Source organism: Streptomyces pactum, from assembly GCF_016031615.1.
GTDB lineage: Bacteria > Actinomycetota > Actinomycetes > Streptomycetales > Streptomycetaceae > Streptomyces > Streptomyces pactus.
The window spans coordinates 3,258,696-3,276,350 of the sequence record NZ_JACYXC010000001.1 but is presented as its reverse complement, the minus strand read 5'-3'; the positions used below and the strand labels follow the sequence as shown (position 1 = coordinate 3,276,350).

The window sequence follows — 17,655 nt, the reverse complement described above, 5'->3', positions numbered from 1 at the left end:
CTCATGGGTGGAACGTTGACTATTCGGCGCACTCTGGATCTTGTTTCTGCTAGTACTGCTTCGGCGTGGAACGCAGGACGGGTGAGGGAGTGGGCCGGGCACGCTGTTGGGTGTCTGAGGGCACGGCCGTGAGGCTGGTGTCTTCGGTACGCCGGCCCCGGTGAACTCCGCACGTGGTGTGGGGGTGATGGGTGGCTGGTCGTTGCTTGAGAACTGCACAGTGGACGCGAGCATCTGTGGCCAAGTTTTTAAGGGCGCACGGTGGATGCCTTGGCACCAGGAACCGATGAAGGACGTGGGAGGCCGCGATAGGCCCCGGGGAGCTGTCAACCGAGCTGTGATCCGGGGGTGTCCGAATGGGGAAACCCGGCAGTCGTCATGGGCTGTCACCCGCTGCTGAACACATAGGCAGTGTGGAGGGAACGCGGGGAAGTGAAACATCTCAGTACCCGCAGGAAGAGAAAACAACCGTGATTCCGGGAGTAGTGGCGAGCGAAACTGGATGAGGCTAAACCTTGAGTGTGTGATACCCGGCAGGGGTTGCGCTCAGGGGGTTGTGGGAATGAGCTTCAGTCGTCTGCCGGCGGCTGGGCGAGTCAGAAACCATTGCGATAGGCGAAGGGCATGCGAAAGGCCCGGCGTAGAGGGTAAGACCCCCGTAGCTGAAATCGTGGTGGCTTGCTTGCTCATCTCCCAAGTAGCACGGGGCCCGAGAAATCCCGTGTGAATCTGGCGGGACCACCCGCTAAGCCTAAATATTCCCTGGTGACCGATAGCGGATAGTACCGTGAGGGAATGGTGAAAAGTACCGCGGGAGCGGAGTGAAATAGTACCTGAAACCGTGTGCCTACAAGCCGTGGGAGCGTCGCACATCGAGCTTGCTCGGTGTGTCGTGACTGCGTGCCTTTTGAAGAATGAGCCTGCGAGTTTGCGGTGTGTTGCGAGGTTAACCCGTGTGGGGAAGCCGTAGCGAAAGCGAGTCCGAATAGGGCGGTTGAGTAGCACGCTCAAGACCCGAAGCGGAGTGATCTAGCCATGGGCAGGTTGAAGCGGAGGTAAGACTTCGTGGAGGACCGAACCCACCAGGGTTGAAAACCTGGGGGATGACCTGTGGTTAGGGGTGAAAGGCCAATCAAACTCCGTGATAGCTGGTTCTCCCCGAAATGCATTTAGGTGCAGCGTCGTGTGTTTCTTGCCGGAGGTAGAGCACTGGATAGGCGATGGGCCCTACCGGGTTACTGACCTTAGCCAAACTCCGAATGCCGGTAAGTGAGAGCGCGGCAGTGAGACTGTGGGGGATAAGCTCCATGGTCGAGAGGGAAACAGCCCAGAGCATCGACTAAGGCCCCTAAGCGTACGCTAAGTGGGAAAGGATGTGGAGTCGCAGAGACAACCAGGAGGTTGGCTTAGAAGCAGCCACCCTTGAAAGAGTGCGTAATAGCTCACTGGTCAAGTGATTCCGCGCCGACAATGTAGCGGGGCTCAAGCGTACCGCCGAAGTCGTGTCATTGCAGTACATACCCCCAACGGGGACTGTGATGGGTAGGGGAGCGTCGTGTGCCGGGTGAAGCAGCACCGGAAGGTAGTTGTGGACGGTTCACGAGTGAGAATGCAGGCATGAGTAGCGATTCACACGTGAGAAACGTGTGCGCCGATTGACTAAGGGTTCCTGGGTCAAGCTGATCTGCCCAGGGTAAGTCGGGACCTAAGGCGAGGCCGACAGGCGTAGTCGATGGACAACCGGTTGATATTCCGGTACCCGCTTTGAAGCGCCAAACATCGAGGCGAGCGATGCTAAGTCCGTGAAGCCGCCGGGTGATCCTTCGGGTGATCTCGGAGTGGTGGAGCCGATGACCCAGACTTGTAGTAGGTGAGTGATGGGGTGACGCAGGAAGGTAGTCCAGCCCGGGCGGTGGTTGTCCCGGGGTAAGGGTGTAGCCCGAGAGATAGGCAAATCCGTCTCTCATATGAGGGTGAGACCTGATGCCGAGCCGATTGTGGTGAAGTGGATGATCCTATGCTGTCGAGAAAAGCCTCTAGCGAGTTTCATGGCGGCCCGTACCCTAAACCGACTCAGGTGGTCAGGTAGAGAATACCGAGGCGTTCGGGTGAACTATGGTTAAGGAACTCGGCAAAATGCCCCCGTAACTTCGGGAGAAGGGGGGCCATTTCTGGTGATCCGATTTACTCGGTGAGCTGGGGGTGGCCGCAGAGACCAGCGAGAAGCGACTGTTTACTAAAAACACAGGTCCGTGCGAAGCCGTAAGGCGATGTATACGGACTGACGCCTGCCCGGTGCTGGAACGTTAAGGGGACCGGTTAGCTTGGTTTCGACCAGGCGAAGCTGAGAACTTAAGCGCCAGTAAACGGCGGTGGTAACTATAACCATCCTAAGGTAGCGAAATTCCTTGTCGGGTAAGTTCCGACCTGCACGAATGGCGTAACGACTTCTCGACTGTCTCAACCATAGGCCCGGTGAAATTGCATTACGAGTAAAGATGCTCGTTTCGCGCAGCAGGACGGAAAGACCCCGGGACCTTTACTATAGCTTGATATTGGTGTTCGGTTCGGCTTGTGTAGGATAGGTGGGAGACTGTGAAGCATGCACGCCAGTGTGTGTGGAGTCGTCGTTGAAATACCACTCTGGTCGTGCTGGATGTCTAACCTGGGTCCGTGATCCGGATCAGGGACAGTGTCTGGTGGGTAGTTTAACTGGGGCGGTTGCCTCCTAAAGGGTAACGGAGGCGCCCAAAGGTTCCCTCAGCCTGGTTGGCAATCAGGTGTTGAGTGTAAGTGCACAAGGGAGCTTGACTGTGAGACCGACGGGTCGAGCAGGGACGAAAGTCGGGACTAGTGATCCGGCGGTGGCTTGTGGAAGCGCCGTCGCTCAACGGATAAAAGGTACCCCGGGGATAACAGGCTGATCTTCCCCAAGAGTCCATATCGACGGGATGGTTTGGCACCTCGATGTCGGCTCGTCGCATCCTGGGGCTGGAGTCGGTCCCAAGGGTTGGGCTGTTCGCCCATTAAAGCGGTACGCGAGCTGGGTTTAGAACGTCGTGAGACAGTTCGGTCCCTATCCGCTGTGCGCGTAGGAGTCTTGAGAAGGGCTGTCCCTAGTACGAGAGGACCGGGACGGACGAACCTCTGGTGTGCCAGTTGTTCTGCCAAGGGCATGGCTGGTTGGCTACGTTCGGGAGGGATAACCGCTGAAAGCATCTAAGCGGGAAGCCTGCTTCGAGATGAGGGCTCCCACCCACTTGATGGGGTAAGGCTCCCAGTAGACGACTGGGTTGATAGGCCAGATATGGAAGCCGGGTAACCGGTGGAGTTGACTGGTACTAATAGGCCGAGGGCTTGTCCTCAGTTGCTCGCGTCCACTGTGTTGGTTCTGAAGTAACGACCGTGTTGTGTCCGGTTGGTTAACTTCATAGTGTTTCGGTGGTTATTGCGTTAGGGGAACGCCCGGTTACATTCCGAACCCGGAAGCTAAGCCTTTCAGCGCCGATGGTACTGCAGGGGGGACCCTGTGGGAGAGTAGGACGCCGCCGAACAATTTTTCTGGCTCCGGTCGGGACTTCGGTCCCGACCGGAGCCTTTTTGTATTTCCGGGGCCTTTCCGGAAGCCCCCGGGGGTTCGCGGGGCGGACTCCGTGCGTCGGTCAGGTACTCGTCGGCCGGCTGCTGAACGCCGGACATGGCGGCGGTGGATGCCGTGAGTCCTTGAGGGGTGGCTGCGCGATGCATCGGGGAATCGGATGTGGGGGCCGGCTTCCGGGTGGTGGAGAATCCCGACGGTCAACGAGTACGCTCCGCCGATCTCCAAGGCGTCATGGGTCCTGGGCCCTCGGGGACGGCTGCACGTAACGGGAGAGGGGGGGCGGGCCCGGCAGAGCCGGGCCCGCGGAGGCCGTGATGGCCTGGGAGACGGATGTACGGGCCGGGGCCCGGCCCGTACAGAGGGAAGGCGATCGGCAGTCCTCCGGCCCGCGGGTCAGCGGACCAGGGCGCGGTTCGGCCAGCGGCTGCGGGCCTGTTCCTGGGAGCGCATCAGGGCCAGCGTCAGCAGGCCCTGCGCCGCCCCCTGGGCGATGAGGTCGGGAAGTGCCGGGATGGGGGCCACCGCGGCGATGTCGTCGAGCACCAGGGTGACGGGCGGGTCGAGCCGGCCGGAGGACGACCGCTCGGCCAGGCGCCGGCCACGCTCCACCACGCCGGCCAGGAGAGCCGTCAGCAGTGGCATCGCACCCGGCTGGTTCCGGGGGTCCTCGATGGACTCGCCCACCAGGTACAGCGTGCCGCCCTCGCCGAAGAACGACTCCAGCGCGAGCGCGTCGGCCCGGCCCGGGTTGCAGGCGTCCCTGATGTGGATGGACGACAGGGCGCCCAGCGTCCGGGAGGTCAGCTCCTGGGCCTGGTCCCGCCGTTCGGGGTGGGCGGTGAGGGTCGCCTCCAGCTCGCCCGCGGCGCCGCCGGCCGCCTTCGGATGGGTCCGGAGGATGCGTACCGGCTCATGGGCGGAGTTGCCCTGCGCCCAGCGGTGCACCTGGCGGAACGGCCGGCCGTCGACCGCCGCCGCGTGCAGCCAGCAGCGCAGCAGGGTCTCGGCGGCGTCCGCGGTGGGCCGTTGCAGCGGGTTCGTGGGGCGTACCGGGGCGAGCAGCGCGGTGGCCCGGGCGGCGGCCACATCGCGCTCCTCGCAGCCCGCCGCGGGGTTCCACCGCAGCCGGGCCGGGGTGTCCAGCCGGTGCGTCGGATCGTAGACGTGCACCGGTCCGAGCTTGGCCCGGCCGTCCTTGGTGGCGGCCCACAGCTCCGGGTCGCTGGTGACCACCAGGATCGGGCCCTCCGCGTCGGTCACGGTGCGGAACGCCGCGTCACCGCGCTGGGCGCCGTAGACGATGCGCGGCAGCGACGGTTCGGGGGACGGGAAGGACGTGGTGCGGGGACCGGGGAGGTGACCGCCGGTCCACCCGGGCGTCTCACCGCCGTGCGGGGCCCCGAGGAGCGGCGCGCCGGAGCCCGTGGCCTGGCCGGGGAACGCGGCGGGGGGCCGTCGCGCCGTCGGGCCGGGGACGGCGGGCCCGTCCGGACCGGGCCGGGCGGGGTGCGGACGCAGCGGCTTCGGTGGGGAAGACGGGCGCGGCCCAGGGAACCGCGGGGGGCCGGGGCGGAGGTGGGGGCCGGGGGCCGCGCCCGGCGCCGGGTACCCCGCGGCAGGCGCGCCGCCGACCGGGGTGCCGGGGGAGCGGCGGCGTACCACCGGCCGGGCCGAAGGCGGTCGGTCCGGCGGTGACCGGGCCGGTGCCGTGGGTCCGGTACGGGTCGGCTGCCGCCGGCGCGCCGCCGTGTCCCGCCGCGGGCCGCGGGTGGGGCACGGTGCCGGCGGGACCGTCGTCCGGGGCCTGCTCCCACGGCGCGGGGTGGGCGTCACCGGCCGGGGGCACGGCCTCCCGGCCGGCCGCCGGGGAGGTCCCGGTGGTGTCGGCGCCGGGGTCGCGGGCGGGACGTGCGGAGGCCTCCGCACGGCGCTGGGCGCGGACGATCCGGTACCGGGCGATGGTGCCGATGGCGAACACCAGCACCACGAAGAGCACCATCAGCTGGCTGATGAAGATGCCCCAGAACAGTCCGTAGCCGGAGAGCTCCTCCGGTGGGGTGTCCGGCCAGGCCGTCGCCAGGTCGTGCGGATCGGTGATCAGGTGCCGCAGCGCCCGCGGGGTGCGGATGAAGCTCACCCCGTCCGGCCACGCCCCGTGCGAGAACAGCCCGGCGAGCCCGGTGGCCGTCCACACCAGCAGCGTCAGACCGAGCAGAAAGCCGATGACACCGACGAGCAGACCGTCCGGGACGCCACCCTCCGGCGGTCCGGCGCCGTCGTCACCGCCGCGCCCCGCGCCGCCGGCCCCCCGGCCGGTCCCGCCTCTGCTGCCGCCACGCTCCGGATGCCGCGCCATGATCATGCCACCGTCGAGCCGTACGACGATCCGTCGTAGGAGGGGCCGCCGTACGGCGCTTCCTCGGCCTCCTCCGCCAGCCGCTGCTCCACCGCCGCGGCCGCGCGCTCCTCGGCCTCGGTCTCCGCCCGCCGGCGGAGTTCCGCGGCCATCGCGTCCTCGGTCATCGCCCGGTCGGTGTAGACCAGCGGGCGTTCGGCCTCGGTGATGAGGTGCTTGACCACCTGCACGTTTCCGTTCACGTCCCAGACCGCGATGCCCGGGGTCAGGGTGGGGATGATCTCGACGGCCCAACGGGGCAGGCCCAGGACCCGCCCGGTGGCCCGGGCCTCGTCCGCCTTCTGGGCGTAGACCGTACGGGTGGACGCCATCTTGAGGATGGCCGCGGCCTCCCGTGCCGCCGCGCCGTCCACCACGTCGGACAGGTGGTGCACCACCGCGACGAAGGACAGGCCCAGGCGGCGTCCGAACTTCAGCAGCCGCTGGAAGAGCTGGGCGACGAACGGGCTGTTGATGATGTGCCAGGCCTCTTCGACGAGGAAGATGCGCTTCTTGCGGTCCGGCCGGATCCAGGTGTGCTCCAGCCACACGCCGACGATCGCCATGAGGATCGGCATGGCGATGGAGTTCCGGTCGATGTGGGAGAGGTCGAAGACGATGAGCGGCGCGTCCAGGTCGATGCCCACGGTCGTCGGCCCGTCGAACATGCCGCGCAGGTCACCGTCGACCAGCCGGTCCAGCACCAGCGCGACGTCCAGGCCCCAGGCCCGTACGTCGTCTATGTCCACGTTCATGGAGGCGGCGGACTGGGACTCGGGGTGGCGCAGCTGGTCCACGATGTCGGTGAGCACCGGCTGCCGGTCGGTGATGGTCTCGTTGACGAAGGCGTGCGCCACCTTCAGGGCGAAACCGGCCCGCTCGTCCAGCCCGTGCCCCATGGCGACCTCGATGATGGTGCGCAGCAGGGCCAGCTGTCCGGTGGTGGTGATGGACGGGTCCAGCGGGTTCAGCCGGATGCCGCCGTCCAGCGCGGCCATCGGGTCGAGCCGGATGGGGGTGATCCCCAGCTCCTCGGCGATGAGGTTCCACTCGCCGACCCCGTCCTCGCCCTGGGCGTCCAGCACCACCACCTGGCGGTCGCGGAACCGCAGCTGGCGCAGGACGTACGTCTTCTCCAGCGCCGACTTGCCGTTGCCGGACTCGCCGAGCACCAGCCAGTGCGGGGCCGGCAGCTGCTGGCCGTACAGCTGGAAGGGGTCGTAGATGTAGCCCTTGCCGGAGTACACCTCGCGCCCGATGATCACGCCGGAGTCGCCCAGGCCGGGCGCGGCGGTGGGGAGGTAGACGGCCTGCGCCTGTCCGGTCGATGTGCGGACCGGCAGCCGGGTCGTCTCCACCTTCCCGAAGAGAAAACTGGTGAAGGCGTCGGTGACGGCGCCCATCGGATCGGCCACTGCCAAGCCCCTCTCATCCTGCTCGTTCTGCTCGTCCTGCGTCCGGGTGGCCGGGCCGCCGGGGCCGGCGGTCAAGGCCGGCCGGCCGGTTCGTCCCGGGCCGCCGGGTCCACCGGGCTCGCCCGGTCGGTCGGTTCCGACCGGGCTGCCGGAACCGGCGGGGCCGGCAGCCCGCGCGGTGCGTCGCGGCCTGCCGGGTCCCGGGGCCGGTCGTCACGGTCCCGGGGGGCCGGGCCGGTGGTGCCCGTCCGGCCGGTGGCGTGACCGGTGACGGCCGAGCCGGTGGGGTGGCCGGTGCCGGGCGGCTGCCGGCCGGTCCCGGGGCGGGGTCACCGGCGGATGCCGGTCGCGAACGGCAGGGTGTTCACGAACGCCCGGTGGTGTTCCCGGTCGCACCACTCCAGCTTGAGGTAGCTCTTGCCGGCCGAGGCGCGGATGGTGCGCTTGTCCCGGGCGAGCGCCTCCGGGGAGCGGGAGGAGACCGTGATGTAGCCGACCAGGTTGACGCCCGCGGCGCCGCTGGCGAGGTCCTCGCCGCGCTGGTCCAGACGGCCGTGGGCGGCGATGTCGCGGGGGTCCACGGTGCGGTTCATCTTGGCGGCCCGGCTGGCGTCCGCCTCGTCGTTGGTCTTCTCGGTGAGCATGCGTTCGATCGCCACCTCGGTGGGCTCCAGGTCCATGCAGACCGCGACCGTACGGATCACGTCCGGGGTGTGGACCAGCAGCGGCGCCAGGAAGTTGACGCCCACCGGGGTCATCGGCCACTCCTTCACCCAGGCGGTGGCATGGCACCAGGGCTCGCGGGTGGTGGACTCGCGGGTCTTGGCCTGGAGGTAGGTCGGCTCCATCGCGTCCAGCTCGGCCGGCCAGGCGTTGCGCCGGCTCATCGCCTGGATGTGGTCGATGGGGTGGTCCGGGTCGTACATGGAGTGGATGAGCGACGCCAGCCGGCTCTGGCCCAGCGGCTGTCGCACCCGGATGTCGGCCTCGGCGAGCCGGGCGCAGATGTCGGTCAGCTCGCGGGCCATCACCACGGCGAGGCCGGAGTCCTTGTCCAGCTTCCGGCCGCCGGCGGTGTGCCGGGCGGCGCGGGCGATGGCCTGTGCCTCGGCGGCCAGCTCGCGGGTGTAGTGCATGCAGGCGACCAGGTAGGCGCGGTGCTGCTCGGAGGAGGTGGACACCATGGACAGCAGCTGGTCGTAGGAGTCCTTCAGCCAGGCGGGCGCCTGCTGGTCGCCGCGCCGCTCCACGTCCTTGGCGTGCGCGTCCGGGTCGGCGGGCAGGGTCCGGGCGAGCATCTGCAGCCGGGTCACGAAGCCGTCGCCGTTGGCCACGTGCTTGAGCAGCGTCCCGAAGCGCTCGACGAGCGCCTCCTGGTCCTCGGAGTCGCGGAGTCCGACGCCCGGGCCCTCGATCTCGATCGCGGCGGTGACGGTGCGGCGGTCGGCGTGCAGCAGCACCGCGATCTCGTCCGGGCCGAAGGGGGCGGAGAGCCAGTTGATCCGGCCGATGCCGGGCGGCGGGCCGATCTCCACCTCCCGTCCGTCCAGCCGGGTGCCGGCTTCGGCGGCGGCCGACCGGTAGGTGGCGCCCTTCCGCTGGAGCCGCTTGTACGAGCGGTTGATCTCGAACCACTTGTAGAACGTCCGGCCCTTGTACGGGACGTACACCGCGGCGAGGGCGAGGGTCGGGAAGCCGACCAGGGTGACGATGCGCAGCGTCAGCACCGGCACCAGCAGGCCGCACATCATGCCGATGAAGGCGCCGGCGATGACCAGCGCGATCTCGCCGGACTCCCGGTTCTTGCCGATGACGGCGTTGGGCCGGGCACGGCCGATCAGATAGGTCCGGCGGGGCGCGATGGGATGGGACTGGGCCTCCGTGGTCAACGCCGGTCACCTCCCGGATTGTTGCTGGTGGGGCTGGACTGGGTACGGGGAGCGGGCGTGGCCGGAGCGCTGGGGCCGCCCCCGCCGCCGGACGGGGATGTGGGGGCGGACCGGGTGCTGTGCGCGGCCACGCCGCCGGAGACCGGGTTGGCGGGCCTGGGCGCGGAGGACGAGCCGCCGCCCCCGCCGTCCCCGCCGGCGACCGGGCCACGGGCGCTGTGGGTGGCCATGCCCTGCTTCACCATCGAGGCCGGGGAGCTGATGATCGCGGCGGCCTGGCGGGAGGCGGGGTCGGCGCTGGCGCTGCGCGACTTGACGATCTCGTCCCCGAACCCGGGCACGAAGCGGTAGATCATCGCGCTGGCGAAGATCGCCAGGATGATGATCGACAGCCCGGAGACCACGGCGGAGAAGGCGTCCGGCTCGTTGCCGGAGGCGGACAGCGCCCCGGCGAGGGCGAGGACTATCACGATCACCGGCTTGACCAGGATCACGGCGATCATGATGCCCGCCCAGCGGCGGACGTGGCCCCACATGTTCTTGTCCACCAGGCCGGCGTAGACGGCGGTGCCGAGCAGCGCGCCGACGTAGAGCAGCGCGGCCCGGATGACCAGCTCCAGGCAGAGCACACCGGCGGCCAGGATCGTCACCAGAGAGATCACGATCAGCATGATCGGACCGCCGCCGATGTCCTCGTCCTTCTTCAGGGCCGCGGAGAAGGAGCTGAAGAACGTGTCGTTGTCCGCTCCGGTGCCGGAGGCGATGACATCGGTGACGGCGTCCGTGGCGGACACCACCGTGTAGAGGATCAACGGGGTGAAGGCGGAGGCCAGCACCGTCAGCCAGAGGAAACCGATCGCCTCGGACAGCGCCTCGGTGAAGGGCACCCCGCGGACGGCGCGCTTGGCGACGGCCAGCAGCCACAGGATGAGGGTGAGGATGGTGGAGGCGGCGAAGACGACGGCGTACTGGCGGAGGAACGCCTCGTTGGTGAAGTCCACGTCGGCGGTCTCCTTGACGAGCTTGGAGACCTTGCCGACGAGCCAGGCGGCGGCGTCGGCACAGCCGCGGGCGAGGGAGGCGGCGGGGTCGAGGGGGTTGCTGGGGTCGGGGGAGCCGCCGGGGGCATCGGTCATGCCCCTCTCGCATGCCTCCCTTGCTTCCCCATGAGCGATGTCGCAGGGATTGGAGCTTTCGCTGGGTGTAGGAGTCGGATCGGCCGCTGCGGACGTTGCCAGGAGCACGGCCCCCGTTTGAACCGCAACCAGGGCTGCGACCAGCAGGCGCGCGCGACCCGGTGAAGCCTTAACGGGCATAGGTAAACCCTCCATACTGCTCCACGGCCTTGACGATCTCCTCTGCCGTAGAGGCGGCACGATCGCTGTTGACGGGGGCAGGCCCGTTCTTCTGACTGAATGACTCGACTTTCCAGTCGCCTTTTTCCCAGCGAAGCTTGAAAGTCATGGTGAACCAGTCGTTGGTCACCGGGCGCCTTGAGCCCTCTCCGGCTGTCCCGAATACGCCGGTGCACCAGGTCTCAACGGTTGCGGCCGTCCCCGTGAACTCCGTCGTCTTGGTCCCGATGGGCGCTGTGCGTGAGACGTAGGTCATGCCTTCGGGAGCTCGGCCATGCTCATCCAAGCCGATCTTGGTCAGAATCTCGGAAGAGTAGACCTTGTCGAAGCGCTTTTGGAAGCCCGGGACGGAACCTTCGGTAAAGAGCTGTGGCACCAGTTCGTGCCGCAGTTCCTTGTTGTACATGTCCGCCGACCCCAGTGCCACCGCGTAGTTCGCCGCGGCGCTCTGGGCGCCCTGTTCGGTCTGCGCGAAGCCCGAGGCGATGCCCGTGGTCTCGTTCTTGCCGTCCACCGGGCGTACGCCCGTGGGGGCCGTCGGTTGGGGCTTGCCCCCGCCGTCGCCGCCCTCGGCGGAGGAGCTGCCGTCGGAGCTCTTGCCGTCGCCGGCCCCGTCGCCCCGGTTGGCGAAGGCGATGGCCGCGATGAGCAGGACGACGACGCTCACCACCGTGATGAGGTTCCGGCTCGGCTTGGTGCGGCCGGACCGGCGCGGGGCGCCGTAGGGGTCGCCGTCGCCCTCGGGGAGGCGGGTGCGGGTGAGGTGCGTGTCGCCGTCGTCGGCCCGTGCCCGGTCCTGGCCGCGGTAGCCGTCGCCGTATCCGTCGTCGCCGCCGAGACTCATCGCCGGTACGTCCCTTCAGCTGTGTCGTTCGGCCTTGTCGCCGGGGTCGCCGTCGTGCCGCCCTCATATGACGGTAGCGGCGCCGGCCGGGGAACGGGCGCGGTGGTGTGAGTGCACATCAAGCTGACACGACCTCAGCAGCGGGACCGGTGGGGGAGTGGGGCGCAAGGGGGACGGCACGGGGAGGAACGGAGGAGGAGATGTGTGGGGGACAGGGGGACCCGGCGGCGGGCGGGGAAGAGCGGGTGGGAGCGCGGGACCGCAGGTGGGGACGGGGAGCGCCGGGGGTGAGGGCTCGCACCGGCCCGGGCCGGCCCGGCCGGAGGTGTGGCCGGCCGGGTTCGGCGGACGCCGGCCCGGGGGCGGGTGGCCGCCTGCCCGCCCCGGTCCGGGCAGGCGGCGCGCGGCCGACCACCGGATGGCGCAGTGGTACCGGTACGCCGGGTGGCGTAGTGGTGTCGCTGCGCCGGGCGGTGGCACGGCCGCGGACCTCGTCCCCGGGCCGTCCCCGCCCGCTAGATGGCCATGCCGTACACGATCGTGAACAGGGTGCCGAGGGAGCCGATGATGAAGACGCCGGTGAGCCCGGCGACGATCAGTCCCTTGCCCTGTTCGGCGCTGAAGGTGTCGCGGAGCGCGGTGGCGCCGATCCGCTGTTTGGCGGCACCCCAGATCGCGATGCCGAGGCAGAGCAGGATGGCCACCGCCATGACCACCTCGATCATGACGCGGGCCTCGGCCCCGAGGCTCCCGAAGGGGCCCCAATCCGGGGCGATCCCGCCGATGATGGTGTCGATGTCGCCCTCGTCTTCGGCTGCCAGGAACATTTTGAACTCACCGCCCCTTATGGGTTGTTGTGTACGTGTGCCGCATGGCACGGGTCGGCTTCCATCTTCGCTGACGGAGTCGCCCTTGCATGTCGACTTGGCGGCATTTCTTGGTGGATCCGATGCGTGTTGTCGGCCACGGCCCTCCGGGGTGAGAACCGGACGAGTGAATAGTGTGACATTTCGTCACCGGAGTCCACCTTCTCCTCCGGCCCGTGGTGACGGGCCGACCGTCACCGGGTGCCGTGGGGCCCCGGGGCGGGCGGCGCGGCCGGCGCCGGCGGGGGGCCCGGGGCGCGGTTCAGCCACCGGTTCCCGGCGGTTCCTCGGCGAAGTCGTCGAACTCACCGGCCTTGATGCCCAGGAGGAACGCCTCCCACTTGGCCTGTGTGGTGACGACGACGTTGTCCGGATCGCTGGTCTCGCGCATGTAGATCATTCCGTCCGGACCCGCGGCGACCTCCAGGTACGACTCCAGCTCCTCGCCGTCCTCGGGTTCCGCGCGCAGCCATTCGAGTTCGGACATGTCGGTCATGGTGGTGGTCCTCGTCGGAGAGTCGGGGTGAGGCCGGACGGGTGGTCGGTCAACTGACGATAGACGGATCGAGGGGTTCCGGGAGAGGGGACGGCTGGAAACCGGCGATCGGGTGAGACGGCCTCCGGGGCCGGGTGCCGGGCCGTCCGCCGCCGTTCGGGTGACGGTGCCTCACCCGTGGCGCCGGCCCCCTCTCCCGCACGGCACCGGCCCCGTACGGGTCGCCCGTTCGGGGCACGCGCACGGCCCGCTCCCCCGTGGGGCCGCACCCTCGTTTCGCCCTGCACAGTGCCGCCGGCGGCGGGGCTTCGGCCGGCGGCCACGTCACCCGGACGGCCTCTCCCGCGGCCTGCGCAGGCCGCGCGGCCCGCGGGTCCCGCGGGCCGTCGTCGGCGTGTGCCGGGCGGGACCCTGGGGCGGCCCCGCCACCGCGCCCCGGTCACCGCGCCGCGCTGCCGGGCGGTGCGGGGTGGCGAACCGGACCGCGACCGTTCAAATCCCGCCGCTTGGCGCGGAAACGCGTTCGTATCGGCGCCGAATGGGGGAGGATGAGCGGGTGCGTAGGGTCTGGCTGGGTGTCAGTGTCGGTGTCGCGCTGTGCTCTTCGTTCATCGCACTGCTGATCATCGGCGTCTATGTGGTTGCCGGAAACCTGTCCACCGGTGCGGCCGGTGGCACCAAGGGGCTGGCGCAGGGGTCCGTGCCCGCGGCGTACCGGGACCTGATCATGAAGTGGGGCAACTACTGTCCCGCCATCAACCCCGCGCTGCTCGCCGCGCAGCTCTACCAGGAGAGCGGCTGGAACCCCAAGGCGCAGAGCCCGGCGAACGCCAAGGGGCTCGCGCAGTTCATCCCCGGCACCTGGGCCGCGCACGGGGTGGACGGGGACAACGACGGCGACCGGGACATCTGGGACCCCGCGGACGCCATTCCCTCGGCCGCGAAGTACGACTGCTCCCTCGCCAAGTACGTCAAGGACGTCCCCGGCAACCCGACCCACAACATGCTCGCCTCGTACAACGCCGGCGCCTACGCGGTCATCCGGTACGGCGGCGTCCCGCCGTACCGGGAGACCCAGGGGTACGTGAAGCGCATCACCACCCTGGCGAAGAGCTTCGAGGCGCCGGTCCAGCCGGTGGCGCCGTCCCGGCAGGCGGCCGGGGCGATCTACTTCGCCCAGGACAAGCTGGGGACCCCGTACCTGTGGGGCGGCAACGGCACCCCCGAGCACAACGGGCGGTTCGACTGCTCCGGGCTGACCAAGGCGGCCTACCACTCGGTCGGCATCGAACTGCCGCGGGTGGCCAACGACCAGTGGAACGCCGGACCGCATCCCAAGCGCGACGAGCTGCTCCCCGGTGACCTGGTGTTCTTCGCCTACGATCTGGACGATCCGCGGTCGATCCACCACGTCGGGATCTACGTGGGCGGCGGGAAGATGATCAACGCGCCGTACACCGGCGCGGTCATCCGCTACGACGACATCGACACGCCGGACTACATCGGTGCCACCCGGGTCACCCGGGACGGCGCGAAAGCGTTGCGCCTGGCGAATTCCGCGTGAATCGGGGCAGGGGTCACCCCGGGAACGGCCAGGATCTGCCACGATCGGTCACCCTTCGATAACGTCCCGGTGATCTTTGGGTGGAGGAGGGAACGCAGAGCGTGAGCGACGCGTTTCCTAGGGGTGAGGGGCAGCACTACCCACGGGGGCCGGCAGCTGCACACAGCGACAGGTAAGAGATAAGGGGCCGCGGCATTATGGCTGGACTCGCACTGGGCTCCTCCCCGGCCAACGTGGGGGGAGGAGCGGAGTCGAACCCTGATGTCAGCCTGCTCTACGACATCAACGGACTCGCCAAGGACGCTCCGCACTGGTTCGACCGGGTGATGGAGTTCGTCGGCGAGTTCGGGATCATCTTCGGCATGGCGCTGCTCATGCTCGGCGCCTGGTGGAGCGCGCGCCGGAACCCCGACGCGCCCGGCGCCGTCGCCGGGCTGGTCTGGGCGCCGCTGGCGGCCGGTCTCGCGCTCATCGCCAACATCCCGATCCGGAACTTCGTGGAGCGGCCCCGGCCGTTCAAGGACCACCAGGGGCTGGAAGTCCTGGTGGACGGCAAGAACGACTTCTCGTTCGTCAGTGACCACGCCACGCTCGCCATGGCGCTCGCCGTGGGCGTCTTCATGGCCAGCCGGAAGTACGGGCTGGCGGCGATCGGCCTCGCCCTGCTGGAAGGGTTCTGCCGCGTCTACATGGGCGTCCACTACCCCACCGACGTGGTGGGCGGCTTCGCGCTGGGCACCGCCGTCGCGCTGCTGCTGGCACCGCTGGCGATGATGCTGCTGACGCCGCTGATGCACGGCATCGCGGGCTCCCGGGCCGGCTGGCTGGTCCGGGCCCGGCCGAGCGGCGACGCGGCGGCCGGCCCCGGGCCGGCGGGCGCCCCGCCGCTGCCGGGGACCCGGCTCAGCGGCCGGGACGAGGACCTGGCGGCCTGAGCCCGCCCCCGCCACCACTGACACCCCGCGGCCCGTCGCTCCCCGTGGAGCGACGGGCCGTCGGCGTATCCCGGGTGTCCCTCAGGCCGGGGCGGTCACGGTCGGCACGGAACGGTCCGGGCACGACGGACACGAACTGGTCCGGCTCCGGTCGGCACGGCTCCCGCGGCTCCCCGGCACTTCCGGAGGGGTCGCGGCCCCCAACGGTTCGCCCGACACGCGCCGAAGGAACGATCACGGCCGTCTTGGTTCGAACGGCCCGTCACCGCCGACCTGGCCCGAACCGCCGTGCGGGGCCGCTCCGGCCCGAACGGCTCCTCCGGGGACAGCCCGAACGGCTCGTCCGAGGGCGGGCCTGGTCCGGCCCGCCTCGCCCGGCCCCTCCACCTGCCCGGCCCACGCCGGCCGCCCCGCCCTGGGCAGCCCCGCACTCGGGGTCCGCGCCCTGCCCCGCGCCCGCCGCCGCGTCGCGCCCGGGGAGCTACACCGGGCCCCCGTACCGCGCCCGGGCACCCGTACCGTGCGCGCGGTCCCCGCACCACCACGTCCGCAGCCCCCGCACCACCGCATCCGGGGGCCACGTCCGGGCCCGCCGGTGGGCGTCAGAGCGCCTGCGGGAAGTCGAAGAGCCGGTCCGGGTCGTAGCGCTTCTTCACCCGGGCGAGCCGGCCGGCGGCCTCCCCGTAGTAGGCGGTGCGCCAGTCGGTGAGCCGGGCGTCGGTGTAGTTCTGGTACGCCCGGCCCGAGGCGTACCGGCGCATCGCGGAGTGGGCGCCGTCCAGCCACGCGGTCTGCACGCTGCCGGAGCCGCCGGCCGGCCAGGAGGCGGTGTACTGGGCGAGGAAGCGGGAGCGGCGGTGGACGAACGCGGTGGCGGTGGGGGAGACCCGGTTCACCGCACCGCCGAGCGCGGTGAGCGCGATGGCGACCGCACCGCCGCCGCCGGCCCGCCGGCCGTAGCGCTCGGCCTGGTCCAGCAGCGCCCGGATGCCGGCGGTGCCGAGCGGGCGGTCGAAGAAGTCCGAGCGGGCCGCGTAGGTCTCGCGGCGCAGGATGCCGGCGGCGTCGCGGCCGGGGGTGCCGCCGGGCAGGTGGCACTGGCCGGTGGAGCCGGTGGAGCAGCCCGCGTACATCCGCATCGCCTCCAGGTAGCCGCGGCGGCGCAGGCTCACTCGGGACGCCGGGCCGGGCCCGCCGGCGCGGTCGGCGAGGTTGTCCACGGCGTTCTGCAGGTCCCCGTAGGTGCCCAGCGAGAAGCAGCTGACCGAGACGGTGGGGGTGCGGCCGGGGGCGGCGGACAGGTGGAGCGCGGACCAGATTTCGTCGGGCCGGCTGGGCCCCCAGTCCTGCCAGGAGCGCAGCAGCGCGGCCGCCTTCGGCCAGGGCCAGGTCATGTAGGCGGTGACCCCGGGGGCGGCGCGGTGGGTGCGGAACCGCAATTCGGTGACGACCCCGAAGTTCCCGTTGCCGGCCCCGCGCAGCGCCCAGAACAGGTCGGTCTCCCGGGTCGCGGAGACGTCGAGGGCCTTGCCGTCCGCGGTGACGATCCGGGCCCCGGTGAGGCTGTCGCAGGTGAGTCCGTAGGCGCGGGAGACGACCCCGTGCCCGCCGCCGAGGGTGAGACCGGAGATCCCGACGGTGGGGCAGGAGCCGGCCGGGATCGTGACGCCGCGGGCGCCGAGCGCGGTGTAGACGTCGATGAGCTTGGCGCCCGCCCCGATGGTGGCCGTGCCGGAGCCGGTGCGGACCGCCGACAGCGCGGAGACATCGATGATCAGGCGCCCGTTGCCGCTGGACCAGCCGGCGTAGCTGTGCCCGCCGTTGCGGATGGCCACCGGGACGCCGTGGCGCCGGGCGAAGGCGAGGCACTCGGCTATGTCGGAGGTGTTGCCGATGTAGGCGACGGCGGCCGGGCGGAGGCTGTCGAACCGGGTGTTGTACAGCTGGCGGGCGGTGGCGTAGTCGCGGTCCCCCGGACGTATCAGGTCGCCCTGCAGTCCCCGGCCGAGGGCGGCCCAGTCGGTGCCGCGCGGCGCGGCCGGCCGCGCGCCGGGCGCGGCGGACCCGGTGCGTATCGCCGAGCCGGTGGTGGTCACGGTGGAGTGCGGGGCGGTCCGGCCCGGGGCGGCACCGTCTGTCCCGTTGTCGCAGCCGGTCGCCCACGCGGCGGCGCCGGCCGCGATCCCGGTCCCGGTTGCCAGCAGGGTGCGCCTGTCCATGGCGACCTCCGTTCGTCTCGGCTCTGCTTCCCCCATCAGGCAGAGGGCGAACGGGGGTTCACGGTTCCTCCGCGGA

11 protein-coding genes and 2 rRNA genes are annotated in these 17,655 nt (G+C 70.0%); 4 read left to right on the top strand and 9 right to left on the bottom strand.

Annotated features, from left to right (window positions below):
* Positions 1-238 precede the first annotated feature (238 nt).
* A 23S ribosomal RNA gene (locus IHE55_RS12940) occupies positions 239-3,365 on the top strand.
* A 72-nt stretch (positions 3,366-3,437) separates the two neighbouring features.
* A 5S ribosomal RNA gene (gene rrf, locus IHE55_RS12935) occupies positions 3,438-3,554 on the top strand.
* Between the two features lie 440 nt (positions 3,555-3,994).
* Here the strand turns inward: rrf and IHE55_RS31190 are convergent.
* From IHE55_RS31190 to IHE55_RS12900, 8 genes are all read right to left on the bottom strand, one after another.
* Positions 3,995-4,861: a type IV secretory system conjugative DNA transfer family protein gene (locus IHE55_RS31190; protein WP_372442665.1), complete on the bottom strand. Its 867-nt coding sequence runs from the start codon at positions 4,859-4,861 to the stop codon at positions 3,995-3,997.
* A 121-nt stretch (positions 4,862-4,982) separates the two neighbouring features.
* Positions 4,983-5,957, bottom strand: coding sequence for a hypothetical protein (locus tag IHE55_RS32645; protein WP_307826638.1), 975 nt, complete (start codon positions 5,955-5,957; stop codon positions 4,983-4,985).
* A 2-nt stretch (positions 5,958-5,959) separates the two neighbouring features.
* Positions 5,960-7,399 (bottom strand): ATP-binding protein, encoded by a 1,440-nt coding sequence (locus IHE55_RS12925; RefSeq protein ID WP_232266273.1) that lies wholly within the window; start codon positions 7,397-7,399, stop codon positions 5,960-5,962.
* A 341-nt stretch (positions 7,400-7,740) separates the two neighbouring features.
* Entirely contained in the window at positions 7,741-9,300 is a 1,560-nt protein-coding gene (locus IHE55_RS12920) for an SCO6880 family protein (RefSeq protein WP_197989170.1), read from the bottom strand.
* The gene (locus IHE55_RS12915; RefSeq protein WP_197989169.1) at positions 9,297-10,616 is read right to left on the bottom strand and encodes a hypothetical protein; all 1,320 of its coding nucleotides are present in this window, start codon (positions 10,614-10,616) and stop codon (positions 9,297-9,299) included. The genes IHE55_RS12920 and IHE55_RS12915 overlap by 4 nt, the downstream gene beginning before the upstream one ends.
* Positions 10,606-11,499: a hypothetical protein gene (locus IHE55_RS12910; protein WP_197989168.1), complete on the bottom strand. Its 894-nt coding sequence runs from the start codon at positions 11,497-11,499 to the stop codon at positions 10,606-10,608. Before IHE55_RS12910 ends, IHE55_RS12915 begins: the two co-directional genes overlap by 11 nt.
* A gap of 515 nt (positions 11,500-12,014) precedes the next feature.
* Positions 12,015-12,326, bottom strand: a complete 312-nt coding sequence (locus tag IHE55_RS12905) for a DUF8827 family protein (protein WP_197989167.1) — start codon at positions 12,324-12,326, stop codon at positions 12,015-12,017.
* 301 nt (positions 12,327-12,627) lie between these two features.
* Positions 12,628-12,852, bottom strand: coding sequence for a DUF397 domain-containing protein (locus IHE55_RS12900; protein ID WP_307826637.1), 225 nt, complete (start codon positions 12,850-12,852; stop codon positions 12,628-12,630).
* A 547-nt stretch (positions 12,853-13,399) separates the two neighbouring features.
* On the opposite strand from IHE55_RS12900, the gene IHE55_RS12895 reads away from it, so the two are divergent.
* The gene (locus IHE55_RS12895; protein WP_197989165.1) at positions 13,400-14,425 is read left to right on the top strand and encodes a C40 family peptidase; all 1,026 of its coding nucleotides are present in this window, start codon (positions 13,400-13,402) and stop codon (positions 14,423-14,425) included.
* A gap of 197 nt (positions 14,426-14,622) precedes the next feature.
* The gene (locus IHE55_RS12890; RefSeq protein WP_197989164.1) at positions 14,623-15,360 is read left to right on the top strand and encodes a phosphatase PAP2 family protein; all 738 of its coding nucleotides are present in this window, start codon (positions 14,623-14,625) and stop codon (positions 15,358-15,360) included.
* A 602-nt stretch (positions 15,361-15,962) separates the two neighbouring features.
* Here the strand turns inward: IHE55_RS12890 and IHE55_RS12885 are convergent.
* Positions 15,963-17,579, bottom strand: coding sequence for an FAD-binding oxidoreductase (locus tag IHE55_RS12885; protein WP_197989163.1), 1,617 nt, complete (start codon positions 17,577-17,579; stop codon positions 15,963-15,965).
* Positions 17,580-17,655 lie beyond the last annotated feature (76 nt).

Coding starts and splice junctions, on each gene's coding strand:
- IHE55_RS32645 (WP_307826638.1), bottom strand. CDS start 5,957: ATGGCGCGGCATCCGGAGCGTGGCGGCAGCAGAGGCGGGACCGGCCGG.
- IHE55_RS12925 (WP_232266273.1), bottom strand. CDS start 7,399: ATGGGCGCCGTCACCGACGCCTTCACCAGTTTTCTCTTCGGGAAGGTG.
- IHE55_RS12915 (WP_197989169.1), bottom strand. CDS start 10,616: ATGCCCGTTAAGGCTTCACCGGGTCGCGCGCGCCTGCTGGTCGCAGCC.
- IHE55_RS12910 (WP_197989168.1), bottom strand. CDS start 11,499: ATGAGTCTCGGCGGCGACGACGGATACGGCGACGGCTACCGCGGCCAG.
- IHE55_RS12905 (WP_197989167.1), bottom strand. CDS start 12,326: ATGTTCCTGGCAGCCGAAGACGAGGGCGACATCGACACCATCATCGGC.
- IHE55_RS12900 (WP_307826637.1), bottom strand. CDS start 12,852: ATGTCCGAACTCGAATGGCTGCGCGCGGAACCCGAGGACGGCGAGGAG.
- IHE55_RS12895 (WP_197989165.1), top strand. CDS start 13,400: ATGGGGGAGGATGAGCGGGTGCGTAGGGTCTGGCTGGGTGTCAGTGTC.
- IHE55_RS12890 (WP_197989164.1), top strand. CDS start 14,623: ATGGCTGGACTCGCACTGGGCTCCTCCCCGGCCAACGTGGGGGGAGGA.
- IHE55_RS12885 (WP_197989163.1), bottom strand. CDS start 17,579: ATGGACAGGCGCACCCTGCTGGCAACCGGGACCGGGATCGCGGCCGGC.